This window comes from Bacillus sp. T-10(2022), assembly GCF_056502895.1.
Map to the genome: position 1 here is coordinate 3,167,209 of NZ_CP113518.1, position 26,903 is coordinate 3,194,111.

General features: G+C 39.2%; 25 protein-coding genes. 6 read left to right on the forward strand and 19 right to left on the reverse strand.

Features of this window, described 5'->3' with window-relative positions:
- Positions 1 to 4: 4 nt before the first annotated feature.
- From OSJ91_RS15455 to OSJ91_RS15490, 8 genes are all read right to left on the reverse strand, one after another.
- Entirely contained in the window at positions 5 to 436 is a 432-nt protein-coding gene (locus OSJ91_RS15455) for a CBS domain-containing protein (RefSeq protein ID WP_350299031.1), read from the reverse strand.
- Positions 437 to 516: 80 nt separating this feature from the next.
- Positions 517 to 1,353 carry an MBL fold metallo-hydrolase gene (locus OSJ91_RS15460; protein WP_350299032.1) on the reverse strand — a complete coding sequence of 279 codons (837 nt, stop codon included), beginning with the start codon at positions 1,351 to 1,353 and terminating at the stop codon, positions 517 to 519.
- Between the two features lie 123 nt (positions 1,354 to 1,476).
- The gene (locus tag OSJ91_RS15465) at positions 1,477 to 1,800 is read right to left on the reverse strand and encodes a hypothetical protein (protein ID WP_485889995.1); all 324 of its coding nucleotides are present in this window, start codon (positions 1,798 to 1,800) and stop codon (positions 1,477 to 1,479) included.
- A gap of 71 nt (positions 1,801 to 1,871) precedes the next feature.
- The gene (locus tag OSJ91_RS15470) at positions 1,872 to 2,852 is read right to left on the reverse strand and encodes an ABC transporter permease (protein ID WP_350299034.1); all 981 of its coding nucleotides are present in this window, start codon (positions 2,850 to 2,852) and stop codon (positions 1,872 to 1,874) included.
- A complete protein-coding gene (locus OSJ91_RS15475) occupies positions 2,845 to 3,759 on the reverse strand; it encodes an ABC transporter ATP-binding protein (RefSeq protein WP_413018222.1) in 915 nt (304 codons plus the stop codon). Before OSJ91_RS15475 ends, OSJ91_RS15470 begins: the two co-directional genes overlap by 8 nt.
- The gene (locus tag OSJ91_RS15480) at positions 3,756 to 4,547 is read right to left on the reverse strand and encodes an SGNH/GDSL hydrolase family protein (protein WP_485889996.1); all 792 of its coding nucleotides are present in this window, start codon (positions 4,545 to 4,547) and stop codon (positions 3,756 to 3,758) included. Before OSJ91_RS15480 ends, OSJ91_RS15475 begins: the two co-directional genes overlap by 4 nt.
- Before the next feature lie 345 nt (positions 4,548 to 4,892).
- Positions 4,893 to 6,089 (reverse strand): MFS transporter, encoded by a 1,197-nt coding sequence (locus OSJ91_RS15485; RefSeq protein WP_485889997.1) that lies wholly within the window; start codon positions 6,087 to 6,089, stop codon positions 4,893 to 4,895.
- A gap of 69 nt (positions 6,090 to 6,158) precedes the next feature.
- Positions 6,159 to 8,291 carry a PAS domain S-box protein gene (locus OSJ91_RS15490; protein WP_485889998.1) on the reverse strand — a complete coding sequence of 711 codons (2,133 nt, stop codon included), beginning with the start codon at positions 8,289 to 8,291 and terminating at the stop codon, positions 6,159 to 6,161.
- Positions 8,292 to 8,665: 374 nt separating this feature from the next.
- On the opposite strand from OSJ91_RS15490, the gene OSJ91_RS15495 reads away from it, so the two are divergent.
- Positions 8,666 to 9,580, forward strand: coding sequence for a YitT family protein (locus OSJ91_RS15495; RefSeq protein ID WP_260320902.1), 915 nt, complete (start codon positions 8,666 to 8,668; stop codon positions 9,578 to 9,580).
- Positions 9,581 to 9,665: 85 nt separating this feature from the next.
- On the opposite strand, the gene OSJ91_RS15500 is transcribed toward OSJ91_RS15495, so the two are convergent.
- The 4 genes from OSJ91_RS15500 to OSJ91_RS15515 all read right to left on the reverse strand — a co-directional run bounded on the left by OSJ91_RS15500 (position 9,666) and on the right by OSJ91_RS15515 (position 14,153).
- Positions 9,666 to 9,860 (reverse strand): cold-shock protein, encoded by a 195-nt coding sequence (locus OSJ91_RS15500; RefSeq protein WP_034307294.1) that lies wholly within the window; start codon positions 9,858 to 9,860, stop codon positions 9,666 to 9,668.
- An 843-nt stretch (positions 9,861 to 10,703) separates the two neighbouring features.
- Entirely contained in the window at positions 10,704 to 10,910 is a 207-nt protein-coding gene (locus OSJ91_RS15505) for a cold-inducible protein YdjO-related protein (protein ID WP_061463486.1), read from the reverse strand.
- A 126-nt stretch (positions 10,911 to 11,036) separates the two neighbouring features.
- The gene (gene recQ, locus OSJ91_RS15510; RefSeq protein WP_485891909.1) at positions 11,037 to 13,163 is read right to left on the reverse strand and encodes a DNA helicase RecQ; all 2,127 of its coding nucleotides are present in this window, start codon (positions 13,161 to 13,163) and stop codon (positions 11,037 to 11,039) included.
- A gap of 156 nt (positions 13,164 to 13,319) precedes the next feature.
- Positions 13,320 to 14,153 (reverse strand): LysM peptidoglycan-binding domain-containing protein, encoded by an 834-nt coding sequence (locus OSJ91_RS15515; protein WP_485889999.1) that lies wholly within the window; start codon positions 14,151 to 14,153, stop codon positions 13,320 to 13,322.
- Positions 14,154 to 14,410: 257 nt separating this feature from the next.
- Between OSJ91_RS15515 and OSJ91_RS15520 the strand changes: the two genes are divergently transcribed.
- Genes OSJ91_RS15520 through cotJC form a run of 3 tightly spaced genes read left to right on the forward strand, consistent with a single transcriptional unit; the run spans position 14,411 to position 15,494 of the window.
- Positions 14,411 to 14,644: a spore coat associated protein CotJA gene (locus tag OSJ91_RS15520; RefSeq protein WP_485890000.1), complete on the forward strand. Its 234-nt coding sequence runs from the start codon at positions 14,411 to 14,413 to the stop codon at positions 14,642 to 14,644.
- Positions 14,645 to 14,911, forward strand: a complete 267-nt coding sequence (locus OSJ91_RS15525; RefSeq protein WP_063234474.1) for a spore coat protein CotJB — start codon at positions 14,645 to 14,647, stop codon at positions 14,909 to 14,911. It begins immediately after the preceding gene.
- Between the two features lie 13 nt (positions 14,912 to 14,924).
- Positions 14,925 to 15,494 carry a spore coat protein CotJC gene (gene cotJC, locus OSJ91_RS15530; protein ID WP_350299040.1) on the forward strand — a complete coding sequence of 190 codons (570 nt, stop codon included), beginning with the start codon at positions 14,925 to 14,927 and terminating at the stop codon, positions 15,492 to 15,494.
- A 46-nt stretch (positions 15,495 to 15,540) separates the two neighbouring features.
- Here cotJC and OSJ91_RS15535 read toward each other — a convergent pair whose 3' ends face one another.
- The 4 genes from OSJ91_RS15535 to OSJ91_RS15550 all read right to left on the reverse strand — a co-directional run bounded on the left by OSJ91_RS15535 (position 15,541) and on the right by OSJ91_RS15550 (position 21,517).
- Complete coding sequence (locus OSJ91_RS15535; RefSeq protein WP_350299041.1) at positions 15,541 to 16,413, reverse strand: CvfB family protein; 873 nt, start codon at positions 16,411 to 16,413, stop codon at positions 15,541 to 15,543.
- A 121-nt stretch (positions 16,414 to 16,534) separates the two neighbouring features.
- Positions 16,535 to 19,423 carry an ATP-binding protein gene (locus tag OSJ91_RS15540; RefSeq protein ID WP_485890001.1) on the reverse strand — a complete coding sequence of 963 codons (2,889 nt, stop codon included), beginning with the start codon at positions 19,421 to 19,423 and terminating at the stop codon, positions 16,535 to 16,537.
- Positions 19,398 to 19,781, reverse strand: a complete 384-nt coding sequence (locus tag OSJ91_RS15545) for a response regulator transcription factor (RefSeq protein ID WP_413020341.1) — start codon at positions 19,779 to 19,781, stop codon at positions 19,398 to 19,400. The genes OSJ91_RS15540 and OSJ91_RS15545 overlap by 26 nt, the downstream gene beginning before the upstream one ends.
- 113 nt (positions 19,782 to 19,894) lie before the next feature.
- On the reverse strand, positions 19,895 to 21,517 hold the full coding sequence (locus OSJ91_RS15550) for a GGDEF domain-containing response regulator (RefSeq protein WP_485890002.1): 1,623 nt from the start codon (positions 21,515 to 21,517) through the stop codon (positions 19,895 to 19,897).
- Between the two features lie 312 nt (positions 21,518 to 21,829).
- Here OSJ91_RS15550 and OSJ91_RS15555 point away from each other — a divergent pair, with 312 nt between their 5' ends.
- Positions 21,830 to 23,020 carry an alanyl-tRNA editing protein gene (locus OSJ91_RS15555; RefSeq protein WP_485890003.1) on the forward strand — a complete coding sequence of 397 codons (1,191 nt, stop codon included), beginning with the start codon at positions 21,830 to 21,832 and terminating at the stop codon, positions 23,018 to 23,020.
- 88 nt (positions 23,021 to 23,108) lie between these two features.
- Here OSJ91_RS15555 and OSJ91_RS15560 read toward each other — a convergent pair whose 3' ends face one another.
- Positions 23,109 to 23,525 carry a hypothetical protein gene (locus OSJ91_RS15560; RefSeq protein WP_350299045.1) on the reverse strand — a complete coding sequence of 139 codons (417 nt, stop codon included), beginning with the start codon at positions 23,523 to 23,525 and terminating at the stop codon, positions 23,109 to 23,111.
- Between the two features lie 77 nt (positions 23,526 to 23,602).
- Positions 23,603 to 23,794, reverse strand: coding sequence for a hypothetical protein (locus OSJ91_RS15565; protein WP_350299046.1), 192 nt, complete (start codon positions 23,792 to 23,794; stop codon positions 23,603 to 23,605).
- A 141-nt stretch (positions 23,795 to 23,935) separates the two neighbouring features.
- Between OSJ91_RS15565 and OSJ91_RS15570 the strand changes: the two genes are divergently transcribed.
- Positions 23,936 to 24,457 carry a GNAT family N-acetyltransferase gene (locus tag OSJ91_RS15570; protein ID WP_485890004.1) on the forward strand — a complete coding sequence of 174 codons (522 nt, stop codon included), beginning with the start codon at positions 23,936 to 23,938 and terminating at the stop codon, positions 24,455 to 24,457.
- A 40-nt stretch (positions 24,458 to 24,497) separates the two neighbouring features.
- Here OSJ91_RS15570 and OSJ91_RS15575 read toward each other — a convergent pair whose 3' ends face one another.
- Entirely contained in the window at positions 24,498 to 26,756 is a 2,259-nt protein-coding gene (locus tag OSJ91_RS15575; RefSeq protein WP_485890005.1) for a HelD family protein, read from the reverse strand.
- Positions 26,757 to 26,903 lie beyond the last annotated feature (147 nt).

A 26,903-nucleotide genomic window follows, 5' to 3' on the forward strand; every position in this document is an offset into this window, starting at 1 on the left:
ATTTTTAGTGTTGAATTTGGTCTCTGTCTTCGGAAATTGAACTTAATGCATTTCCCGCCATTGAATTTGTCTGTTGGTGTACAGCAAGATCACCTAATGCCACGACTCCGACCAGCTTGTCATTCTCAATGATAGGGAGCCTTCTGATTTGTTCGGTAGCCATTAACTCCTCAGCTTCCTCCACTGACATATCAGGCGTGCCTGTTACAAGATTGGTGGAAATGACATCGGTAATTCTAGTCGAATTCGGCTTTTTCTCGGCAACACAGCGAATGACGATATCCCTGTCTGTAATAACACCAATTAAATGGTTATTCTCCAATACAGGAATGACACCAACATCATCATTCTTCATTTTGACTGCTGCTTCATATATATTATCTTCCGCAGTGCAACAGTCCACGTCTGTTGTCATGATATCTCTTAATTTAGTCACGGAAATCCCTCCATTTTTCATAAGTTGCTTGTTTATTTTTGACTTCTGAAGAGAAATTATTCATGAAACTCGTTCACGCTTCATTCCACATATTTCCCGTGATCCGGTTTAGCTAATGAATCGAATTCCTTTGCAAGCTTCGCTAAACCCATTTCCAGTTCTTTCCCTTCAACAGGATAACCATGTCCCGTTATGGCAACAGTCGGCTTTAGACTTTCCAATAACCTTACCGATTCTTTGGCAGCCTCCCAATCGGTTGTCAAATACCGCGGTGGGCCTGCTATTTCTTTCTCCTGAGTGATAACCTTGTATAGGGAATCTTGCCTGACATTCACAAAAGCATCTCCAGCAATCAAACTTCGGTCACTTTCACGGAAAAGTGAAATATGTCCTTTCGAATGGCCAGGGGTGTGAACCCATTTCCAATCGTGAAGCCCGGGAACACTATGATCATCAGGCAATGGCTGAACTTTTTCATCAAGGTTGATTCCCTCATTCGGAAATACCCATGAAATTTTAGCGACCATTCCCCCTTCAACGGTAGGATCAGGTTCGGGGTAATTTTCCTGTCCCGTTAAATAAGGCATTTCTTTAATGTGGGCATAGACAGGAGCATCCCAATACTCCATTAACTCAATCAGTGCACCAACATGATCGAAATGTCCATGTGTCAAAATAATCGCGGCAGGTGGATTTTGCGGTCCGTATATTTCTTCAGCAGTTTTCTTTATTACCTCTGCTGAACGCGGCATCCCAGCATCTATCAATACCCATTTATCATCTTTGGGTGACCCTATAAAAATTACATTAACGATTTGGACAGACAGACAATATATATCCTCATTTATAATCTGTACATCTCCACTGGAAACTGAAGTCATTGGCATGAATTTTTCATTCAAATGATTATCATCCATTTATAATCCTCCTAATTTGAACATACTGTTTTTTAAAGGATACCCTGTACGAGAAAATAAAAAACAACCTATAATTTATATAGGCTGTTTCAGATAGTAAGAAAGATTCGAAAGCGAGTTTGCCTACAGTTCTTTAAAAAAGTTGCAGTTGATTCCAGCCGGACTTTTTTCGTCAGTCACGGCACCTTTTTTCGGCCAATCATGCAGTTTTTTGGCCTTCACCGCACTTTTTTCAACCGTCCACGCAGTTATTCGACCTTCATCGCACTTTATTCGACCGTCCACGCAGGTATTCGACCTTCCCTGCACTTTATTCGACCGTCCACGCAAGTTATTCGACCTTCCCTGCACTTTATTCGACCGTCCACGAATTTTTTCGACCTTCACTTCATTATTCGGACTCCGAACCCCATTTTGTCGCCAAACTGAGGCATCTTTTATAATCATGTTGGGGTGCGACACTCCCGAACCATTTATGTCAACAAACTGAAACAACCTATAATTCATTAGGCTGTTTCTCAGTATACATCCCGCCGGGTAAATACTGTAAAAGATACGATTAAAGCAAGCGCCCACCAAACGAGCAGAGTAATGACGGAGGATAATAAAGTCATCCCTTCAATCGGTGGAGCCGTCCCGCTAATGTAAGCGGTCAATTTCAAATTCACCATAAAGAAATATTTCGCTGATTCCCATGATGAAACCATATTGTTCAATATAGCCCCGGAAATCAATGCAGCCAGCATGATGCCCATGCCTGCAGGGGTGCTTCTCACTAAAACCGAAAGCATGAAAGAAAGGGTACCTACAACAACCGCCACCAGCCAGACAAGTCCCAAATCCATCAATAGGAATTTCCATTGTTCCACTAACCTTACTTGACTGACATCCACGTCTGACCCATTCAATTCGAATCCGGTTATTACAGGGGCCCCCCATCCTTGATATCCGAAAATGACACCTGATAATAGGTAAGATAATAAGGCTGTCATCGCCACGATAATCGAAACCGATAATAATAATGTTACATATTTGCTCAATAAGATTTTCCAGCGCTCCACTGGCCTGGTCAACAAAAGCTTGATCGTCCCTTGACTGCTTTCGGAGGAAACCATATCACTAGCCACAATCATGATCAACAGCGGAATGAACAAATCGATTGCATTTTCCAAAAACATGCGTGTAAAGGTGGCTGCGCCTGGTTCTGAGGGATTGATATCATGATCTAGATAATATTGCTGCTGCTTCAGACTTACTTGCAGCTGTTCACGCCACTCATCGAGCATCCTATTCGAGCCCAATCGATTTTGAGTATCAATGATTTGCTGCTGAAGAGCTGCACGCCAATCATCAGTTCCCAACTTCTCCCGCTGCTCTTCCACTTGTTTGTATTGGGCATATGTAAACATCAGCACTAAAATTCCCACGATGATACCGATTATGATTAACCGTTTCTTTGCCAACAACTTCATCATTTCATTTTGAATCAAGTTATTCAATGCCTGCACCTCCGACACTGGTAACTTGCAAAAACAATTCTTCCAATCCCGGGAGCTTACGATTCATTTCATGGACCCTCACCCCTGCTTGGTTAAGTGCAGCATTCCATTCGGGTGTTTTTAGTTCATCATAGGCTGTAATGATATATTTTTGATCTATGGTAATTTCGGTGAAGCCGCTAAGAATTTCCGCTCCCTTTTGTATAGGTTCCACCCGCCAAAATATCCGCTCCTGAGTGGATAATAAGCTTTCCACCGTATCCGTTTTGATAATTTCCCCCCCTTTAATAATTGCGACCCGGTCACAAAGTTGCTGTATTTCACCTAGTAAGTGTGAAGAAACCAGAACGCTCATACCTTCTTCTTCAGCCAACTTTCTGATGAATTGCCGCATTTCACGGATTCCGGCAGGATCTAGACCATTGGTCGGTTCATCCAAAATCAAGAGCTTGGGACTGTTCAGCATTGCCTGCGCGATTCCTAAGCGCTGCCTCATACCTAAAGAATAGGTCTTCACTTTATCGTGAATTCTAGCTTGCAGACCGACGAGTTCAACAACCTCGTTCATTCTTGTTTCATCAACTTCAGGTAACATTCTTGCAAAGTGGAGCAAATTATCCCATCCGCTCAAAAAAGGATACAACTCTGGATTTTCAACGATGCAGCCCATTTGCTTCATAGCCTTCGTAAATTCCTGACGAACATCATACCCGCATATATGGATTGAACCCGAAGTTGGCTTAATCAAACCGACCAACATGCGGATCGTCGTCGTCTTTCCTGCTCCATTCGGTCCTAAAAAGCCGAAAACCTCCCCTTCATTCAGTTCAAAATCAATTCCTTTAATAATTTCCCTTTTGCCAATCCTTTTTCTCAAGTCCCTGACAGACAATGTCACCTGTTTCATCGTTCCACATCCTCCCATTTTATTAAAGGAGCAACTCTATCAGCAATTAAACGATATCCCTTCTTATTAGGGTGAAATTTATCCGAATACAAATACTCATTTACCGACAATTGAAATAAATCAAAAGTTGGAACGAAAATTGCATTTTGATAAAGAGCCACGACTTCCGCCGTTTCATTATTCCAGTCCCGTACGATGCGGTTCGTATCAAAGTCTTCATCCAAATCTATAAACGGATTATACAGCCCAAGCAATAAAATGGTAGCTGTATCATTGACTTTATTGATATCTTTAAAAATTTCATGTAAATTTCCCAAGAAATTCTTTTGTGATACAGATATAGCTTCACGATCATATTCAAGCAGGGTCTGGCCTTTTTGAAATAAATCGTTACCCCCGATTGTAACTAAAATAATATCAGCTGCCTGGATTTGGCGCTTCACTTCCGGTTGTTTCACTTGCTGCACCAATTCTTTAGACACTTGTCCATTAATTCCGAGGTTATGAATGATTGGTTTTCTATTGTACTCACTCTTCAAATCTTCAACAACAAGTCCAACGTAGCCTTTCCCTGTTTCATCACCTGTGCCACGTGTCAATGAATCGCCTAATGCCACTACCGTAAAATCATCAGGAAGATCATTTTTAATGGGGGTTTCTTCAATTACTTCTCTATCGGAAGTTCCTTTTCCGTAATGGTCAGTAATCGCCCATCCAAGGCAAAATAAAAAAAACAGGCCGGTAAGAGCCGATACGATGGTAGCAGCCAACACTTTTGGTTTGCTCAAAACAATCACCCTTCCATTCATTCTCTACCTTCCATTAAATCATATTATTTCCAAAAACAAAAAACTGATTGTTCTGGTTATAAATCCCAATTTATAAAAGCATCTCTTTTTTAAAATTACCAATAAAAAAAAGGCGGAAAGGGATTACAAAAGGGGTTCTATCATACCCTAAAAAACTTTTAATCGAGTTTGTATACAGTCTGAGGGATTAAATGAATCCCATTCGGCTTTTAAAGAATGTTCAAGCTGCTTGATCATTTAGCAGGCCTCTCAAACTTGTAGAGAGACAAGTAAAAAAGACCTCTTCACCATGAAAGGGTAAGAGGTCTCTCGTTATTTTTTCCATCATTTTTCTATTGTACTTATGGGTTTTCCCATTACTTTTAATTTTATATCTAACCTCATGAGCCATATTGTAAGCAGCATCCCGATCAGCGTGAGTAAGCCATAAAATAAATAGACAGCATATATTCCTGATTTATCCAAGATTATCCCGCCGCTGAAGGTACTGAACCAGTTACCCAATCCATTGCCAATGGCGGAATAAAGCGTTATTGCTGTTACTGTTATTCGTGCAGGGACAACTTCCCTGATATATTGTAAAGCTGCAGGAATGAATAAGCCAAGTGAAAACCCTTGAATGACCGAAGTCACATATACGGTAGCCAAACTTGGTTCGGTGAAGTACAAAACCCAGCGGACCAATGAGGCCGTTCCAGCCAATAAGGTAATTGGCAGCAGGCCTATTTTATGGATCCAGGTACCTGCGATTCTCATAAAGGGGATTTCCGATAATACAGCTAAAAGGAACGCAATGCCAATTCCTGTATATGTCCCACCCCTTGCCTCTACAAATAAACCATAGTATACATTATTTGCAAGATTAGGACCAAATAGCAGGAACGTTATGGCAAGAAAGATAAGAAATCGTTTCATGGTGATCAATTCTTTCATTCCACCGAAAAGCTTCACCTTTTCCCCAGGTGGCTCTTCAGGCAAACGAAGAGCAAGACTAGCCGCAATCAAAAGACCGAAGAAAAAGGCATAAAATATCACTGAAGGACCCATGAAGGATTCAGATAACCTTCCCATTACAAAAACGGCCACACCGTAACCAAGTGATCCGAATAAACGGATTTTCCCATAATTCGATTTGATTTTTGTTGTATATTGAAGGGTGATGCTATCTGAAACCGGTATTATCGCACTTTGAAAGATAGCCAAAGCGATTGCGACGGATACTATAAGTAAATAGTGTTCGAACAGTAAGTAGCCTAAACCGAATACACCAGCAAGCAACGATGTCATTGCCAGTATTTTTGCTGGTCTCCCGCTCAAATCACAGACAATTCCCCAAAAAGGTTGAAAAACGATCATCACTATCGGTCCAACAGACATGATCGTACCTATTTCAATACCGGACAAACCAGCCTCATTGGCCAAATAAACGCTTAATAGCGGTGTTAAACTTCCTACTGCAAAAAAAGAAAATAAGTAAAATACCTTCAAGCTAATAATATTGACATGCTTTTGTTTATCCAAATCCAGTTCCCCCACGCAGACAGCTTCTAAAAAGTTGTTGATTTAATTCATTGCTTCCTAGTATGGATATTAAATAGGGAGCACGATATTAAAGACTGTACCTTTATTGACCTCGCTCTCGACAAAGACATTTCCCAAATGGCTTTCTATGATTTTAAAGCTGATCATGAGACCTAACCCATTACCAGTTTTTTTCGTTGTGAAAAATGGTTCTCCCAGTCTCTTAAGCTGCTCTGGCGGCATCCCAATTCCTGTGTCGGTAATGGATATATGCACTTTATCATCTTTAAGTTCAGTCATGACTTTTATGAACCCACCGTCAGGCATAGCTTCCATAGCATTTTTAATGAAGTTCAATATGACTTGTTTTAATCGATTCTCATCACAACGAACGAGGATCTCTTCTTCATTGCAATCCGAAATTATCGTGATGTTCTTCTTCCTGGCTTCAAAATCCGTCAAAGATACGACGTTTTGAATGATCGGCACAAGATTCTTCGATTCCAATATCAAGGCCTGTGGTTTGGCCAATTGCAAGAACTCTTCAACTATCTCATTCACACGATTGATTTCGTCCATGATTATTTCCAGATATTCTTGTTTATTTTCGTCCGTTTCATCTAATTGCAAAAATTCCGTATACCCTTTCATGGAGGTCAGTGGATTCCGTATTTCATGTGCCACTCCAGCAGCAAGCTGACCGACAGCGGCTAATTTATCCTGCCGATTGAGCATCTCTTCCGATTGTTTACGCTCAGTTATGTCATATCTAATTGTTAAATACTGAAATGGCTTTCCTTCTTCGCTGAAAAATGGAACAATTGTTGTATCGACCCAATAAAAACTGCCGTCTTTCGCCTTGTTTCTAATTTCACCTTTCCAAACTTTGCGTTCACCGACGGTCTTCCACATATTTTCAAAGAATTCATTTGAGTGGTATCCAGAATTAACTATCTTATGGGTCTGGCCTATTAATTCACCTCTCCCATAACCAGAAACCTCCGAGAACTTTTCATTCACTTCGATAATGACTCCTTTATCATCAGTAATCGCCACAATCAAGGATTGGTTGATTGCATAATGCATATCTTCAAGTTCCTTAATTGACTCCTTTAAAGCATTTTCTGCTTTTTTACGACTGGAAATATCCGAACGGATGGAAATATATTGATATGGTTTACCCTTTTTCATAAATGGAACGATAGTTGTATCCACCCAATAAACATTACCATCTTTAGCCCGATTGCATATTTCACCATGCCATGTTTTCCCTTGGCTGATCGTTAGCCATAAGTCAGTGAAAAATTCTTTTGGATGATAACCAGAATTGATGATGGAATGATTTTTCCCTATTAGTTCATGTTTTTCATATTGTGATATTTCCAGGAATTTTTCGTTAACATATGTAATGATTCCTTTTGCATCCGTGATGGCAACGATCGCCGATTGATCTAAAGCATAACGGATATCGCTCACAGTATTGTCGCTTTTTGCCAACCGCCGGCCTACGATCGTACTTGAAGCGATCAAGCTGGCAAGGATGAATAATGAAACGAAGCATGTAAGATAAAGCATAAATGGGGTGAGTGGAACAAATTCACCCGTTTCATTTTTCGCGTTCATCGGTAACACTCTTACAAAAAGATAATAGCCTTCAATGATTGCCCCGCTCATCATGAGAGTACTGACTGGTTTTAGCGAGGATTGACTTAATTTATTAAAATAAAATAATATTGCAAGTGCTGCTACAAATAAAATAAAGATACTGAAAAGCGTACTGAAGACCGACAATGGACTAAAGTGCAAAGATTGGTTTAATGAGGATGTTCCCATTATATAATTAGATAATATGGCCATCGTAAACATGAAGCCGCAAAAAACGATTTGCAGGACTTGTGTTTTATACGAAATGGCTAATAACCCAACCCCTGCGAGAGCAATCGCTAATGCTAAAGAAAAAATTATTGTAAAAAAGTTGTATGCTGCCATTCCTGAATTATCGAGGGTGAATATGACCACAAAATTAAGCGTCCAAATAGCCACACCCATAGAGCAGCTGCTCCCTATATACACAAGGCGTTTATATCGCTTTATCGTCAGTAATGTTGTCAATAAATCCAACGCCGTATAACAAGCCATTATTATCAAAAGTACTGCAATCATAAAGAGAAAAGGATTTGATGCTACAATTGATTGTTCCATTTTTTTACTTGATCACCTCAAACGTTCTATTCTCCTATATTGTAATGGAAATTCATAGTACCACAAAGGTTTTTTATTCCCTTACCCCTATATATTTACACATTGATTCTTTCGGTGCACCCCACATCTCAATAAAATGCAGGTTTCTTTCATAAAATCAATAAAATTAGAAATACTATTGTTTTGTAAGGAGTAGAATAGGAATACATGGTATTGACAAGCATTTTCAACCCTGCTTCATCATTGCAGGACATTATCAATAACAAAAATAATTATTCGGGAATATATTAATCAAGAATGTTAATTTCTTTATTTAATTATACCTATAGGTTTATAATTAAATAGAACCTATATAGAGAGAAGGAGTGGGGGGCATGATTATGTCAGACCTGGCAGGTGCAAGTACAACAGAAATTATGCAAAAGAAGACCCAGCATAAAAAATTAACACTGAGACAAATTTTACAGAGAGGTCTACTAATTACAATCGGTGCGGTTTTGATGGCTGTCGGCCTCGAGATTTTTTTAGTTCCGAATAACGTAATCGACGGGGGCATAACGGGTATATCGATTATGTTATCTTACATTACTGGATGGAAGCTTGGAATCTTTCTTTTCATTTTGAATCTTCCTTTCTTTTTTATCGGTTATAAACAAATCGGGAAAACCTTCGCATTATCTACCCTTTATGGAATTTTAGTCCTTTCCATTACCACTACATTGCTTCATCATGTACCAGCTTTCACTCAAGATATCCTCCTAGCGTCCGCTTTCGGCGGAATGATTCTTGGCATTGGTGTTGGAATGGTCATTCGATATGGCGGCTCATTGGATGGTACAGAAATACTTGCCATACTCGCGAGCAAGAAGCTCCCTTTTTCCGTTGGGGAGATCGTCATGTTTTTTAATTTATTCATCCTTGGCAGTGCGGGCTTCGTATTCTCGTGGGATCGTGCCATGTATTCGATCATAGCTTACTTCGTAGCATATAAAACGATGGATATCGTCATCGCAGGTTTGGACGAATCCAAATTTGTTTGGATTATCAGTGATGAATTTAATGATATCGGTGATGCCATAATGAATCGCCTTGGACGGGGCGTAACCTTTTTAGCTGGTGAAGGTGCTTATTCTGGTGATGATAAAAAAGTCATCTTTTGTGTAATAAACAGACTTGAGGAAGCTAAACTTAAAGAGATAGTCAAAAGTTTCGATCCATCTGCATTTCTTGCCGTTGGGGATATCGCGGAAGTTCGAGGCGGTCGATTCAAGAAAAAAGATATCCACTAATCATTCACCTGCTTTTTGCTTGATCCAATTGGCAAAAAGATAAAAAAAGCTGAAGGGAGAATCCCCTTCAGCTTTTTTTATGACCTTAATAGTTTCTTGGATTGTTGATTGCTTGAAGCATTCTGGTGCCGGGTTTCATCTCGCTGCTACATAACGGACAAACGTGTTCATCATTACTTGTAAAGTTATCGCGAATCCAACCTTTGCAATCTTCTGATGTACATTCCCACACCTTTGTTTCTTCAGGAATGATTTCTTCCGTATTATTTCTTCTATACATGTATCTCACTCCTTAGAATTGAATTGACTCCGTCCTGCATAACAGATCACAAGCCATAAAGATAAAAGAAGAATAGATGGCGTTTAATCTAAATTGTGAGTAAATACCCATTCGCAAATCTAAGTATGATCATTGTTCTTTCAACCAAACTTTTTGAATGGTAAGAACTTGAGATTACGACATGAATTTTTCATATCTCAGTAACCATTATATCATATATATGCTTTATATATTTGAGGAAAGATTCTAAAAAAGAAAGTAGTCCCCAAAATGAAACACAGTCCCTGACTTACCCTTCAAGATAATCGAGACTGCGCTGTTTAAGAATCCATTCCATATGGTTCTTCCTGCTCGTTTGATGGAACATCGAGCATGAGAGTAATTTTTAATGCCAAAACCTAAAACAATGAAAGCCCTGCCTCTCTCCCATCCATACGGTTCCTAGACCGTGCCTGCGAGAATCAGATAAAAGCTTGTAAGTACATGTTTATTAATTAAAACCGTCCGTAATTCCAATTGGGTAGATTAAATTCCAAAAGACAAATGGTACATAGAAGTAAGTTAATGAAGAACAGAAATGGATCGAGGAAAATACTTGGTGATTACATGTATTTCTTTTTTCTAGATATGTTTAACTTGATTCTACTTCATCATGAAAATGATGAAAAATTATTTTATTAATAAAAATGTTACTTTAAATTACCCTCCAGTGCTTTCTTTTCATAACACTGAAATTTAATGATACCACACATATTTTTATATGTAAAGCATTAATCCAGAATAAAACCACTCCGCCCTACTTCATTTTAAAATAAAAAATAAAGAGGCTAAGATTCACCTCTTTTATTTAAACGCATTATACTCATTTTCAATTTTAGGAAGTTCCCTGACTTCCTCAACTAATTGACTTCCACACATTGGACAATCATAGTTTTCCGAGGCAAAGTCTTTTCTCATCCAACCATTACAATCTGCTGATCCGCACGCATATACTATCGTATCTTCCATAACGATTTCTGGTTCCTCTGAATTCTTTTTACCAAAATACATGAGCAACCTCCTCTTTTTTATATAAAGACTCTGATTAAAGGCGCGAAATTTCACCTTTTTATCATTCCTAGTATACGCATTAAACCATATTCTTATTTATTCAATGAAGAAATTATCCAAAAATCCTTAGCACCTTTCGTTTTCCAGTCCAGCTTTAACCAAGATCGCTTTAATCATAAAGTAGGAAATATGCTCAGGCAGTGCTTCTTTTAATGGTTTCAATTTTTCAGAATCCAATTGTTTCGCAGTTTCCAAAACAAGATCAAAATCTTTCTCCAAGAAAATCTCATCCCAATTGATATCCAAGTGTTCTTCTGCACACTTTAATAAATGATTTTCAATTGAAATGGAAGACAGTCCTCTCAATGTCCCTATTTCCTTGATGGATTTGCCTTCCTGATATAAGCGATAGCTTTCTAAGTGAGATGGTTTAGTAGCTCGCTTTACCGTTTCCTTTGTAACCATAGTATTCGTTTCTAATTCTGGATGTGCCTGTACATACTGGGAAATCCCTTGTAAAAACATGGTTCCGAAGCGTTCGAATTTCTGCATCCCCACCCCTTTAACTTCCAGGAATTCCTCTTCCGTCCTCGGCAGTTTGACGGCCATATCTTTCAAAGATGCATCGGAAAAAATAATGAATGGAGGTACATTTTCCTTAATAGCCAATTCTTTTCTTAACTGTCTCAACTCTTCAAACAACCCATGATCCGCACTGATGCTGCTTACTTTTTTTATTTCCTTACGCAGTACTTTTTTCTGTCCCAATAGAACTTCCCTGCCAGCATTGGTAACTTTAAGTACCGGAAACTGGCCGCCCGTCATTTCGATATACTGTTTTGCTGTCAGGAAATCAATGAAATCACCTACATCCTTCGCTGATTGATCATTGATGATTCCATAGGTTGAGAGCTTCTGGAATCCGAACTCTTCAATTTTCTTATTGCGTGATCCCGTAAGCACTTGGGAAATCATCGTTTTACCGAATCGCTCACCCATTCTCAACATGCATGAAAGAACCATCTGTGCCTGTGTAGTTACTTCAACAGAGTCACGTTTATCTGTACAATTTTCGCAATGACCGCAATCCTCGGGGTTTTCTTCTCCAAAGTATTGCAGAATAAAGGCTTGCAAGCACCCTTCGGTAAAACAATAATCCTTCATTCTGTTCAGTTTCTTCAATTCCTGGGCTTGCCACTCCTGCGAGGGATTTGATTGATCAATCAAGAAACGCTGTATCTGCATATCCTGAGGGGAATATAAAAGGATACATTCACTATCCAAACCATCCCTCCCTGCACGGCCCGCTTCCTGGTAATAACTCTCCATGTTCTTTGGAGTTTGGTAATGGATGACGTATCTAACATTCGATTTATCGATTCCCATACCAAAGGCTGATGTCGCTACCATCAAGGGTATGTCATCACGAATGAATTGATCTTGCTGTTCCGAACGGTCTTGTTCATTCATGCCAGCATGGTATCGACCTGTTTTGAATCCCGCTTTTATAAGCTTCGCATACAAGGAATCGACTTCTTTCCTAGTGGCTGCATAGATGATACCCGATTCATTTTTGTTTTTCTCTAGATAGCGCATTAAAAACCGGCCGCGATTTTCTTCTTTCACTACGGAAAAGAACAGGTTATCTCTGGAAAATCCCGTTGATATTGTATGCTGCTCTGATATTCCGAGCGACTGACATATATCGTCCGTCACATGCGGTGTGGCTGTTGCGGTTAACGCCAGTACTGTCGGAGCTGATGGCATGTTTTTCAATAAGGTTTTGATTTTTAAATAGCTTGGTCTGAAGTCATGACCCCATTGAGATATACAGTGGGCCTCATCGATGGCTACCAATGAAATATCCACATTAAATAAATCCTGTTGAAATGCAGGATTTTCCAATCGTTCCGGCGCCAAATAAACCAACTTATATCTTCCGTGTTTAATATCGTTCATTCTATTGGATGATTCCAACCCAGAAATGGAGCTATTAAGAAACGTGGCATCAATCCCAGTTTGTTCGAGGGCATCTACTTGGTCCTTCATCAAGGAAATTAGTGGGGATATAACGAGTGTTACACCTGGTAACAGAAGTGCTGGAATTTGGTAACATATTGATTTACCTCCGCCGGTAGGCATGATTCCCGCCGTGTTTATTCCTCCCAACACCTGTTCGATAATCTGTTCCTGACCTTTTCGGAATGACTCATAACCAAAGTATTCTTGTAAATATTCACGTGCTTTTTCCATCAATTTACTATTCCTCCTATTTATCTTCTAAGGATTTATAAGGATCTATTTCTTCCATTGTACCTGCTTTTCCCGACAACCTAAAGGACAAAAAAAGCAGACACATTATGTCTGTGTCTGCTTTATAAATATATAAACATGTTTTGCATGGTTAAATTAATTCAGGATTTGCACTTTAACGTTTTTAACGCCCCAATTCACGGCATCCTGTTCGTTTGGAACAAAAATGTCCACTCTGTTCCCTTTGATGGCACTGCCTGTATCGGCTGCCGTTGCGTATCCATAACCTTCAACATAAACCTTTGATCCTAGTGGAATGACTGAAGGGTCCACGGCAATCACCTTTGCATCAGGATTAGCTTTCAAGTCCACTCCTGTGGCTGTTGTTCCGCTGCAGCCTTGACAATCAGCCGTATATGCGGTTGCACTTACAGTAATCTCTTTTCCAGATTCTGCTTGATCTTGGGATTCATTATTTGTGTCTGATGGTACCGATTGTTCAACTGGTTCTGATTGTTCAACTGGTTGCGATTGTTCAACCGGCTTTGTTTGTTCTGCTGGCTTGGATTGTTCTGCTGGTTCGGATTGCTCTGCTTTCTGTGCAGGCTCTACACTAGCAGCTTCGACTTTGTTAGCTGCCGGTTTAATGACCAGTTCTTGACCAGGATGGATTGTATCTGAATTTAAACCGTTCCAAGATTTAATATCATTTACCGCTACATCATATTTGTGTGCAATTCCCGATAATGTGTCCCCTGACTTTACTTTATAATGCTCTTCTTGAGAAATATGTATGGTTTCTCCGGCATAAATCGCGTCTGAAGACAAATCGTTCCAAGACTTAATATCTTCTACTGATACTTTATATGTTTGAGATATCCCCCATAATGTGTCTCCATCTTTCACTTTGACATCTTCTGCTTGTACCGGAATTGTGAATGCACCGGATATAGCAGCCGCTGCCGCTAACGATAAGATTGATTTTTTCATATGTTGTTACCTCCTTGTGAGCTGCTTTATAAGCTACGAGTTAAATCTTAACATAGTTTTTTTCTATACAAAGAACAAACAGATAAAGAATAGATGACAAACATCACAGTAAGATAACGGGACTATAACAAGGTTTTATAATATTCTGAAAAAACATCATTTTCCAGATAATTCCCTTTCCAGACCAGAGGAGTCATATTATGCATTAACCAGGCATAAAAATTAGAGGCTATATCTTTACAAAGGAGGTATTTTTTGTGACTCGCGAAAAGACTTTTACCTTAGTTAAGTCATATAAACCTTTCCATAGTAAATTCGATCCGTGTCCGCCTATTGGGAGAAAGTATTACAGGACACCTCCTAATTTGTATATTTATTTTCAACCGCCTAATATGGAGCAGTTCACACCTGAGGAAGCTTTGAAATACGGTACACTTTGGAAATTCTTTTATGATTTTTATGATAATCCATATCGGGAAAGGGAGACGTAAATGAATAAGAAACTGGATGATGAATATTATCAGTTGCTTGAACAAATACAGGCTGCCGATTTCGTACTTGTTGAGTTGACTCTTTATTTGGATACACATCCTAACGACCAGCAGGCTTTACAGCAATTCAATCAATTTCATGAATACTCAAAACAACTGAAATCGGTTTTTGAGCCTAAATATGGTCCATTATTGGGATTTGGAAACAGTCCAGGCGGTGAAAATAAATGGGAATGGGGCCAAGGCCCTTGGCCATGGCAGGTATAAGGAGAGATGAGCTATGTGGGTTTATGAAAAGAAGCTGCAATATCCAGTTAAAGTAAGAGACTGTAATCCTCGATTGGCTAAATATTTAATAGAACAATACGGGGGTGCTGATGGTGAGTTGGCTGCAGCACTCCGTTACTTAAATCAACGATATACAATACCGGATAAAGTGATTGGTCTGCTGACGGATATCGGAACGGAAGAATTTGCCCATCTCGAAATGATCGCCACGATGATTTATAAGCTTACAAAAGATGCCACACCTCAGCAGATGGCTGCAGCCGGACTAGGGGACCATTATGTCAATCATGATAGTGCCCTTTATTATCATGACGCAGCGGGGAATCCATGGACCGCCACTTATATCCAAGCCAAAGGAGATCCGATTGCAGATTTATATGAAGATATCGCCGCTGAGGAGAAAGCCAGAGCAACCTACCAATGGTTGATTGACATCTCGGATGATCCTGATATCAATGATTCCCTCAGGTTTTTGCGTGAGAGGGAAATTATCCATTCGATGAGGTTTAGGGAAGCTGTGGAGATTTTAAAAGAAGAAAAAGGTAAAAAGAAGTTTTTTTAATGAAATTCACAAGAAAAAAGACAGCGGAGAAAATCCGCTGCCTTTTTCATTTACGGTCTGAAGAATATGTCCATCCATCTTCCTGGTAAATCTTTTCTTCTTTCATCAGTTTGCCGAGAGCACGCTTGAACGCTCCCTTGCTCAAACCGAAGTGAAATTTGATATCATCAGCTGGCGTTTTGTCACCATAAGGCATTGCACCGCCGCGATTCATTAAATAAGTGAAAATGACATCGGCATCTTCCCCCATTAAATCTTGTTTAAAGGGGATTAAAGAAACGTTAAGCGTTCCATCTTCTTTACTATCAATGACGCGCCCTTCAACTAATTCACCAAGACGGGGCTCCTCCTTGCGTTCACTTTCGTGAATGAAACAGCGGTACCCTTCTTGTGAAATAAAGAAAGATCCAACCATAAGCAAACGATAGACATTTCCCTTAATACTGGTGTTACGAATTCCTTTTAAAGGGGCTTTTACTGCAATCTCCTGAATGACATCTTCGGTTGCAAGTTTACCAAACAGGCGATCATGACGATCTGTCTTCAGGGATACATATAGACGATCACCAACCTCGGGCCATAATCGATCTATATTCGGAAGGTCGTCCAGAGATACAAGAATATCTTTGGAAAGACCGATGTCAACAAAAACACCCAGTTTCCTTTTCACATTGACAACTTCCGCCCAGCCATACTGATCAATCTGGATTTCGGGTATCTTCATTGTCGCTGTTAGCCTTGCTTGTTTGTCATGGTAGATGAACACAGTTACTTCATCGCCAATCTCAAGTTCCGTTCCTTCATTCATTTCATTATGATGAAGTAAGACATCTTCTGAACCATCCGTTAAAAACCATCCGAAATCAGCCTTACGTTCCACTTCTAACTCTACAGCCATGCCGGCCTGAATTTTTTGCATGTATAAAAATCCTCCTGTAACTTACCTTTACCTACAATTGTACCCAATTATTTATTTTTCCAACATATTTGAATTTATCATTTTTTTGTTGTTCTGTATACCTATTACGGTTTTTTATTTTTTAACCCTTGTTTTCTTCATGGAATGCCTGCGGAACCAGAATATGCCCTTGTTTACCGTTACTTAATAAAGTATGCATGATCACTTTGGATAATTGGCTCGGTTTATACGGTTTAACTAAATAATCCTTTGCTCCCAAGGAAATTCCCTTCTCCCTTTCGTCAAGAGCGGTCGATACAAAAACGGGAATCTCATTCAAGTCAGCGGAACCTTTTAATTCCCTCAAGATCGTCCAGCCGTCCATCTCACCCTCTTCAAGAAGGATATCCAGTACAATGGCATCAGGAGGTGAGCTTTTTAGCTTTTGAAATGCCTTTCTACCACTTTTGAAATAGCTGACGTGGAAGCCACTGTCCATCAATTCATATTTTAACAGTTCCGCTAAGTTAATATCATCTTCAATGACCATAATTTCATGGCTCAGTTTTCTTGACTGTCCATCATTGTTCAGTCCAACTTCTTTCAGAGTTACTCTGGGTAAGGATATGGTGAATGTACTTCCATGTCCATAATTCGAAACCACCGTAACATTTCCGCCGTGTGACTTTATGATTTCATCAACGATGGCTAATCCAAGGCCGGTTCCTCCAATCCGCCTGCGATCTGAATTATCTACCCTATAAAATTTCTGGAATAAATGCGGCAGTGATTCTTTTGGGATGCCTAACCCCTCATCCTGGATATCGATGGAAAGCATATCGTCCCTGCTATATACAAGGACAGAGATCCTTCCCCCATCCGGAGAATATTTGATTGCATTGCTTAATAGGTTGGAAAAGGCTTGTTCAATTTTTAAGCGATCTCCTAGAATCATTAAATCCGTGGTTTCAATATTGAGCCGAATATCATGCTGTGCTGTATTAATTTCTAAATGTTCAATTACCTTTTGAATTAATGGAATGATTTCCACATATTTTTTATCATATATCTGTTTACCGGACTCCATTTTTTGAACATCCAAGAAATCATTGATAAGTGCGGTAAGCCTTTTTGCTTCATTATAGATTGTCTGTAAATATTTTGTCTGCCTTTCGGGTTTCAATGTTTTGTTCAGCATCAGTTCGGTAAAACCAAGGACGCTTGCAAGCGGTGTCCTTAATTCATGACTTACTGTACTGACAAATTCGGACTTCATTTGATCCACTTCATATTCTTTTGTAATATCACGATAAACCAAAATTGTACCATAACCTTCTTCGCGATAATGCAGTGTCTCAAGATATACTTTTATTACCTGATTACTCTCTTCCTTTTTGAATGTAAAACTTCGTTCTTCATAATTTACCCCCTCCAGATTATCAATAGCTTCATCCATTGCATGTAAAAACCTCTCCCCCTCCATTTGACCAGCCATTTCAGCACTCCACGTTTCCCATGGCAGGTCAATTATTTGCTCAGGAAAAGAACCTGTTTTAAAAATATCGCAAAATGGCTGATTGACCTGAATGACCTTTCTTTCCTGATCAATCAATTGGATACCTTCCTGAATCGTGTTCAGGATGTCCTGATTCAGCCTCCTATTCTCTTCCGTCTGTTCGTAAAGCTTGATCTTGTCAAGCGACGTTGAAATTTGCTTAGCCAACGTTTCGCATTCTTCCACTTCCTGATCGGTAAACGGGGTCCCATACCTGCTGAAAACCATGATGGCATCCACTTCTTTAAACGTGGATAAAACCGGAAGATATAAATCATAACTGTAATTCTTATTTTCGTGATACCCTTTCTCAGCCACATCTTGTTCTCTCTTTATTGTGAAGGGTTTCTTCTCTTCAAGAAGACGATGATTAAAACCGCTGTGGATATTATTCCGGAATTGCCGTACGCCATTTTCAGATATTCCGAATGACGAGAAGGCATCTTCATGAACTAAAGCAATCATTCCCCGATCGGCAGAAATCAATCTGCTCATATTAAGGACAATGCTTTTTAACACTTCCTTTTTATCTAAAGTAGATGATATACCATTGATCAGTTCATTCCTCCTCGTGAGCTTCTGCTCATTATCAGTGATGATTCCAAGTGTTGCTTGAAGTTCATTTTGCTGGGCTTGAAGTTCATCCTGCTGTGCAAGGAGTTCTTCATTATGCGCCATCAGTTCCTGCTCTTTTTCCTGAACGCTTGTAAACATTTTTTTGAATGCAATTGACAAAACCCCAAGCTCATCCCTACGGTTTTCCTTGACGGAAATAACAGCCTCCCGTCCAGCTGCAATTTCATTCGCCGCTATTGAAAAATCCGAAAGAGGTCTTCCTATGTTCCTGATGATCGATCTGACAATGAATAAGAAGATGAATAAAAAAATAAGGACGAATCCGACAAAGGCTCCTTGAATAATGGACTGCTCTTTCGTGAGATCATTCACATTTTTATCGAGCCTTTCCGTTAAAGTGCCAGAGTAAGATTTAATAGTACTGCGAAGATTCGTAATTTGTGCCGTAATTTCAGTACTATCCATTTTTTCAACCTCTAACTCCCCCCTTTTTTCGGAATCAAAGAAGGATGGTAGAACTCCACTAAAATAATATTCAGTAAATGCCTCAAGCTCATTGGAGATATTCTTATCCTCCTTTGTATTAGCAATCTCCTTAAACGCTTCAATATTCTCCGAAATTGAGGTTTCCTCATTTAATGCCTTTTCCTTCAATGCATCATTATCGAATGCTATATATCCCTTAATATCTAAAAAGACCGTATTATATTGATCGAATATTTCATCCATTAACAATTGTTTATCCACAATGCTTTGCCTCTGTTGGATATATTCTGCATTCAAAGACTGCAAAATATAAAACAAAATCCCTGTTCCGACTATAAATAAAATGATGCAACCCGTCATTAAAGAGACTACCTGCCTAGATAGGCTTTTAGTAAAGTAAGGATTCAGTTTCATGCAAAATGACCTCTATTTTTTCTATTAATTTTAACGGACTAAATGGTTTGGCCATGAAATAATCCGCACCAGCTTCCAATATCCTTTCTTGTTCAAATTGTTGGCTTTTTGCAGATAACATCAAGATTTTTCCTTGGTTTTTGATTTCAGAGGACTTGATTTTTTCAATGATTTCCAATCCGGTATATCCAGGCATCATATAATCAAGAATGATAAGATCATACGCATTGCTTTCGAGAAGCTGTACGGCCTCCATTCCATCCGCTGCTTCGTCAACCTCATAATCTTCATCCTCTAATGTGTCAACCACGAGCATTCGTAACACTTCCTCATCCTCCGCTAATAAAATACGCTTCATCATTCATCCTCCTAATTTACCTTCACTCGAATGGTGCCTTACCTCCTGAAGTATTTAGACGCCATTTTGCAAATAGAAATCCATCAATGCATAACTGAAAATCCGTTTGCAATTTAAATTAACTTCGTCAATAGACGCTCTATTCTAGCCTCAAGTTCCCTAATGCTAAATGGTTTCGTTACATAATCATCCGCACCAAGTTTCAATGCATTTGCAATATCATCCATACTTTTCCTTCCAGTTAGCATTAAAACGGTGAAAAACTCCGCATTACTGCTTTGTTTCACTTTCTGAAGCACTTCTATTCCATCCATGATAGGCATCACTCCATCCAGGATTAAAAAATGCACTACATCTTCTTTGGCTCGATTGGATTTCAAAAAAGATGGACCATCTTCATACACCGCGATATTCAATTCAAAATGTGGAATCTGAAGCGAATGCAAGGCTTTAGTTAAGATGGTGCGGATAATGATATCATCATCGATAACGGACACATTGAGCGATTTCTTGTTATTTCCCACTTCTTGCATGCTTTCAACTCTTCCACGGCCTGAGCGTTTCGCTTCATATAAAGAAGTGTCAGCTTCCTCCAAAGCCTCCTTGGGCGTAACATTTTCATGTTCAACCGTAAAAACACCCGCAGAAAATGTAACCGAAAATGTGTAACCATTCTGGATGAATTTCTTTGCAGAAAAGTCCTTGATTAATTCTGTTAACTTGTGTTTAGCTTCATCATTCGAAGTATCCGGGAAAATAATGACGAATTCTTCCCCACCATACCGGCAGATTAAATCCGAACTCCTGATATTGCTTTTGATGAATTGTGCAAACTCAACCAGTACAAGGTCGCCCACCGAGTGTCCGTATTGATCATTCACCCTTTTAAAGTGATCTAGATCAATGATGCTTATCGTAAAATGACGCCCTGACCGCTTATAATCATTAAAATATCGTGGCAGTGTATCCTCAAGGAATCTTCTATTATATACCTGTGTCAACTCATCAATAAGGACCGATTGATCAAAGATTTTCTTCCGCTGTATATGCCTTTCCATCTTTACAATAAACTCATCGATATCAATCGGCTTACCAATAAAATCATCAGCACCCATCTTGAATGCTTTTATCCGGGTATGTTTATCGTTCTGAATGCTGATCATGATTTTCGGTATGAAATATTTTTCGTTATGCAGATGAATCTCCTGAAGAATTTGAAAACCATCCTTTGCAGGTAACTGAATATCAAGAATCAGGCAATCCGGCTGCATTTCAAAATATTGATTTGTCGCTTTGACGGGGTCGGCATTCGTTATAACCATCCACCCCTTATCCTCCAATAGATCTTTCAATAAAATCAGCATGGAAATATCATCGTCAATGATCTGGATAAGCGGGGCTTGTGAATCGCGGACAGGCTTAGCTTTTATTTCAACTTCATCGAAATGCTCATATTCATATGTATGTTCAATGAGCTCAAAAAGGAAATTCCTAAGTTCCGTCCGATTCCAGACCCGCTCACTGTCTTCATCAATTCCAGCCAATAAATGTTCTGTGATGGCCGTAAGTCCACATAATTGCAGCGTTCCAGCCGTCCCTTTGACTGAATGCAGAAAACGGAATATCTCTTTAGCCGGAATGGTTTGCCCTACATCCAGCTCCAGCCAATCAGAAAGTTTGTTTTTTATATTCCCAAATAAGCTATTTTTGTATTTTTCCATATTTACAAGATTCACTTCATATCACTTAACCCTTCCCACTCAAATGATCCCATGGTCATCCTATTCCTAACAATCTTAACAGTGACCTTTTAACTACACAAATCTATTTAATTAGATTTTAATTAGGTCTAAAGTATATACTTTCAGGAATATTTTACATCATAAGGGGTAGTCTATAAATAGATTATTGCCATCTTGCACAATTTATTTAGGATTTGTCATAAAGTTTACTTATTTACCTGACTAATCTTCTAAACCCACGATTTCAAACTCTGGTATTTCGGTGATATAATTTAATGATCAATTGAAAGGAAAAAGAAATCATTCATGACAAAAAAATTGTATTACACGTCCACCAAGACTTCCCAATGGGATACCAAAATTCGGGAGACCATTGAAGAAAACGGCTTTTACTATATCACTCTTGAAGAAACCGCTTATTATCCCGAAGGGGGCGGTCAGCCTGCAGATACTGGTAAAATAGAAGGAATCACCGTTCTTGACGTTATAAAAGACAATGATGGAAAGATCCATCATAAGATGGAGAGACGGCCAGATTCAGAGATCGTTCACTGTGAACTTGATTGGTCCCGCCGCTTCGATCATATGCAACAGCATAGCGGCCAGCATCTACTCTCTGCTGTCTGCAGGGAACTGTTTGACTCTAATACGGTCAGCTTTCACCTTGGAAAGGAATATTTAACGATCGATATAATGGCAGGATTTCAATGGACTGAAGTACATACTGCTGCTGCTGAAAAGCTAGTTAATCAATATATCATCGAGAATCGCGAAATACTTATATATTACGTGACAAACGAGCAATTACAGACACTTCCTGTCGTCAAAATGCCTAAAGTGTCTGAAAATATCCGTATTGTTGAGATAGAAGGAATTGAATATAACCCTTGCGGTGGAACTCATGTAGGGCGTACCGGTGAGATTGGCTTAATAAAAATTTTCAAAACGGAGAAGCAGAAAGAACTTACCCGTCTCTACTTTAAGTGCGGCTTCAGGGCATTGAATGATTATTCCGAAAGTCTAGGAATTCTTGCTGCATTATCGAATAAATTCAATACCGGACGTACAGAGATCCTGAATAGGGTGGAGAAACTTGAAAATGACTATAAGCAGCTGCTATCGGCAAATGAAAACTTAAAACTTGAAAATGCAAATTTTCTTGCCGACTCCCTGCTTGCAGAAAATGGAGGGGGATTCATCTCTCGTATTTTCGAAGATAGCTCAATGAAAGAACTGCTTTACCTTGCAGGTACGATTGTAAAAAAAGAAAAGGTTACCGTATTATTAGCATCACGTAAGGAGCAAAAGGTCATCCTTTCACACAGTGGGGATACCCCCTTTCATTGCGGACAATATTTTAAAGCGGAACTGGGCTCGTATAACGGAAAAGGCGGAGGGAACGAACAGACTGCACAAGCAGGATTTGCATCACAAAATGACTTAATCGCTTTTTACCAATACACAGTTGAAAAATTATGCCATAATCCTGGTGGATAAAACCGATCCGTAATGGTTGGCATACGTGATGAACATTCATGACTTCTGGGAATTAGAAAAGAGAGGACAAATAAAGTCCTCTCTCTTTTTATTCTTCCATTTTCAATTTCCCTAACCCGTGTTCTTCAATATGTAGATGATATTTTTCCTCGAGCTCCATGATGCGTATAAACGCTTCCTCCTGATTATATTCATGGTTTTCAGACTCCTCGGCAAACTCTTTTCTAGCCAAATGATAGGCAAGCTTATCCCTGAATACTCCATCTTCATACTCATTTATGACTGTTTGAAGTTGATCCTCCAATTCCCGGCTCAAATCATAAATTTCATATTCCTTCACAAACTGTACTCCTTCCATGCCGAAATCTTTGGCAAAGGAATTGAGATACTGTTCCATCTCACTAAATTCTTCTTTATTATCTTCAGTATCGGAAGCAACCCAATATCCGTACTGAACCATTTTGAATAATGTTTCATACTGTTTCTTGGTAAAATTGATTTTCATTGTCGATACTCCTTTTCCTGTTTCCTTACAACAAAAAGAATAAACCGCATTGAAACAAAAGTCCAATGCGGTTTATCTCAATCCGATATTTCCGTTACAGAAAAATAAGCTGCTTTTTCCGTATCTACTACATAATGGCAATCGCCTTTAACTAGATTATAATAACGGTGCTTTTGAATATTTGAAATCATTTGAGTTGAGTCATCGCCTTCTACCTCATGCTCTAGTTCTTTGCCGCCCGGAAAATAAAAACCAACTTTCAATTTCATCTTTCTCATCCTTCCCTTCGTCTGGTTGAATCACTCTTTTATTTCATATCCTTTCTCTTGCAGTTATAAACATAAATAAAATGCTTATTCACTTTTTCCATGATATTCTAGGGGAAAATACGAAATTCAGAAGGTGTTTTTATGAAGATAAGGAAAGCCATGGAACAAGATGTAAATGGAATAGCAAATGTACATATAAACAGTTGGAAAACAACTTATAAAGGAATCCTCCCGGATCAATATTTGTCTTCCATGAATCTGGAAGCCAAAAAGAAAAACTGGCTAAGAAATTTAAAGATGCTGCATAATGCCACCTTTGTAGCGGAAAACGCCAATGGGGAAATCATCGGTTTCGCTGCCGGCGGCCCTGAACAAACGAATGATCCGCTTATTCAAGGTGAAGTATATTCCATTTATTTTTTACAAGAATATCAACGACAGGGACTCGGCCGAGAAATGATAAAAGCGGTCATACATGAGCTTATGAAAATGGAACATCAGAATTTAATAATATGGGCATTAAAGGATAATCCTTCATGCGGTTTTTACAGAGCCCTTGGCGGGCAAGTGATAGCTGAAAAAACCGTTAAAATGGCAGGCATCGAGCTTATCGAAGTCGGTTTCGGGTGGGAAGACATTCAGGATATCCTTTTGCATTTGTAAGCATTCCCGAGGAGGGTGGTTACTCTCCACCCTCCACATCTCATGTCTCGATAAGGAAGGCCTTTTTCTCATTACCTAAAAAATAAAGCCGGTGCAATGGCCTTGTCATTGTTACGTACAGCAATTTGATATCAAGTTCATTTCCATGGCAATACGCTTCTTCAAGGGATATTGCAAATACGACATCGAATTCGAGACCTTTGGCTTGATAGGAAGGAACAATCAATGTTTTATCTTTAGGGATGTTTCCCGCTTCATCTATTAAATGAAAGCCTTGATGGAATCCACTTAGTTTCTCGTTTGCCAGTTTGCAATCTTTCATCGTTTTGGCAATAACGGCAAACGTTTTAAAACCTTCTCCTTTAAGGCTTTCGATAAGATCGATCAGTTCTTCTTCCCAACCTTCCTTTTCAATTGAAATGAATTCTGGATCCTTGCCATGTCGAACTACAGGTTCAACTTCCGGGAAATCGTACGTTAACATCTGAAGTATTTCATTAGCTTGTTTCATTATTTCAACAGTTGTTCTGTAGCTTTTTTGTAATTCAGTATAAGTCGCCCGAGGGAAAATACGACTGTGAACCTCATCCCACGTTTGAAGTCCGCGATATGAATGGATGCCTTGTGCAAGATCGCCTACAAGTGTGAACATATCGGTATCCACTGCCGTCTTTAGTGCCTGTAACTGCATGAAGCTATAATCCTGTGCCTCATCAATGACGACATTTTTTGCTTTGTTTTCTTTATCGACACCAAAAAGCCGCTCATGAAGATATAATAATGCTCCTAAGTCCTCCATCTCATAACTTTTAGCAGAGAATAATTTATGATTATACTCACATAAAACACTGGCATCTTCAACAGTAAGTTTACCGTTGCTGTACGAGGCGAGACGCCCCGGATCTTGGTATAATTCCTGATAGTAATCCAGGAGATCTTTACTTTTGAATTGCTTAAAATACCCTTTTACCGAAGTACGGATCGCCTTTTGGACCTGCCCCATCCTTTCCTCTTTCTTATCGAGGCATTTTGTAACAAAGTCCTTGCGAATGACTGGATCGATATTCTTATAAAGAGCTTTCTCGATTTTGGCATCATAAAAATCAACAACACGTTCAAGCATTGTTTTCTTTTTCAATTTGACTTCATTTTGTAGTATGGCCTTCAGTTTGTCCAGCCTGCTGTATAACGGTAAATACCAATAATCCTCTTCCAATAATCTAATGAACTTCTTAGCGGAATAGAGGCGATATTTATCACAATAAAAATCAGCATCCGGATGAAAACCACTGAAAATATCCTTTACATATTCGTCCAATATATATTTAAAGGTAGGGGAACCCTTCAGACCTGATATCCAGACGGCTGAATTAATTTCTTCATCATCCTTTTCCAGCAATCGAGTTAATTTATCATCCGCGATAAGCTTCACTTGCTTTCCTATCGCTACCTGAACATATTCGGAAAATGTGAATTGTTTTACCTTTTCGACACCCAATTCAGGTAAAGCTTCAGATATGTAATCAATGAAAACCCGGCTCGGAGCAAGAATCATTAATTGACGCGGATCGAACAAGTCTTTATAGTGATAAATGAAATAAGAGATCCTATGTAAAGCAATTGTGGTTTTACCACTGCCCGCTGCGCCCTGAACAATGATAGGTTTATTCAAATCTGCCCGAATGATTTTATTTTGTTCTTCCTGGATCGTGGTAATGATATCTGTCAATCGATTGCTGGAACTTTTGGAAAGGGATTCCTGCAACAATTCATCCGTTGTTGTCAAATCAATGTCCCTTATCTCCTCCAGGACACCTTCTTCTATCATTAGCTGTCTTTTTAAAGTGATATTCCCGCTGAATGTCTCCCCTTCCGCTTCATATTCTATTTCACCAATCCGTCCCTCATAATACAGGTTTGCAATCGGTGAACGCCAATCGACGATGATCTGTTCCTGGCTTTCCCTCTGATAAAGCGATGTTTTTCCGAAATAAAGGACTTCGCCTCTATCACCGTCATTCCTTTCAAAATCCACTCTTGCAAAGTAAGGTTTTTTACTTGCTTTGCGTAAACTTTCTAGTTCGGTTTTGGACATCTCAAAAAAGTTGGCCGTCGTCAGCAGCTGTGAATATAAGGCTGATTCAGACCAATCGGCATCGCCAAAAGCTTCTTGCATATTCCTCTGAAATTGATCTTTGCTTGTTTCTGATGTTTTGATGACTACATCGATATAACGTTTCGTAAAATCCAGCCGCTGTCGTTCCTGTTCAAAATCAGGGTGATTACCCAATAAAATCACTTCCCCTTCCTTGTGTATTTATCAAACTTATTAAAATGCCGATGCTAAGACGAAATGGACATTTATACTACCAGAAAAGCCAATGGTTGACAAATCTGGAGACATAGAATTATATAGTTGAAATTTACAATCCCTGATATTTCATAT

Bases quoted from the DNA above. Each gene is read 5' to 3' on its own strand.
- OSJ91_RS15460 (WP_350299032.1), bottom strand. From the start codon at position 1,353: ATGGATGATAATCATTTGAATGAAAAATTCATGCCAATGACTTCAGTT.
- OSJ91_RS15465 (WP_485889995.1), bottom strand. From the start codon at position 1,800: ATGATTATAAAAGATGCCTCAGTTTGGCGACAAAATGGGGTTCGGAGT.
- OSJ91_RS15475 (WP_413018222.1), bottom strand. From the start codon at position 3,759: ATGAAACAGGTGACATTGTCTGTCAGGGACTTGAGAAAAAGGATTGGC.
- OSJ91_RS15490 (WP_485889998.1), bottom strand. From the start codon at position 8,291: ATGGAACAATCAATTGTAGCATCAAATCCTTTTCTCTTTATGATTGCA.
- OSJ91_RS15495 (WP_260320902.1), top strand. From the start codon at position 8,666: ATGATTATGTCAGACCTGGCAGGTGCAAGTACAACAGAAATTATGCAA.
- OSJ91_RS15500 (WP_034307294.1), bottom strand. From the start codon at position 9,860: ATGTATAGAAGAAATAATACGGAAGAAATCATTCCTGAAGAAACAAAG.
- OSJ91_RS15505 (WP_061463486.1), bottom strand. From the start codon at position 10,910: ATGTATTTTGGTAAAAAGAATTCAGAGGAACCAGAAATCGTTATGGAA.
- recQ (WP_485891909.1), bottom strand. From the start codon at position 13,163: ATGGAAAAAGCACGTGAATATTTACAAGAATACTTTGGTTATGAGTCA.
- OSJ91_RS15515 (WP_485889999.1), bottom strand. From the start codon at position 14,153: ATGAAAAAATCAATCTTATCGTTAGCGGCAGCGGCTGCTATATCCGGT.
- OSJ91_RS15525 (WP_063234474.1), top strand. From the start codon at position 14,645: ATGAATAAGAAACTGGATGATGAATATTATCAGTTGCTTGAACAAATA.
- cotJC (WP_350299040.1), top strand. From the start codon at position 14,925: ATGTGGGTTTATGAAAAGAAGCTGCAATATCCAGTTAAAGTAAGAGAC.
- OSJ91_RS15535 (WP_350299041.1), bottom strand. From the start codon at position 16,413: ATGCAAAAAATTCAGGCCGGCATGGCTGTAGAGTTAGAAGTGGAACGT.
- OSJ91_RS15540 (WP_485890001.1), bottom strand. From the start codon at position 19,423: ATGAAACTGAATCCTTACTTTACTAAAAGCCTATCTAGGCAGGTAGTC.
- OSJ91_RS15545 (WP_413020341.1), bottom strand. From the start codon at position 19,781: ATGAAGCGTATTTTATTAGCGGAGGATGAGGAAGTGTTACGAATGCTC.
- OSJ91_RS15555 (WP_485890003.1), top strand. From the start codon at position 21,830: ATGACAAAAAAATTGTATTACACGTCCACCAAGACTTCCCAATGGGAT.
- OSJ91_RS15560 (WP_350299045.1), bottom strand. From the start codon at position 23,525: ATGAAAATCAATTTTACCAAGAAACAGTATGAAACATTATTCAAAATG.
- OSJ91_RS15565 (WP_350299046.1), bottom strand. From the start codon at position 23,794: ATGAAATTGAAAGTTGGTTTTTATTTTCCGGGCGGCAAAGAACTAGAG.
- OSJ91_RS15570 (WP_485890004.1), top strand. From the start codon at position 23,936: ATGAAGATAAGGAAAGCCATGGAACAAGATGTAAATGGAATAGCAAAT.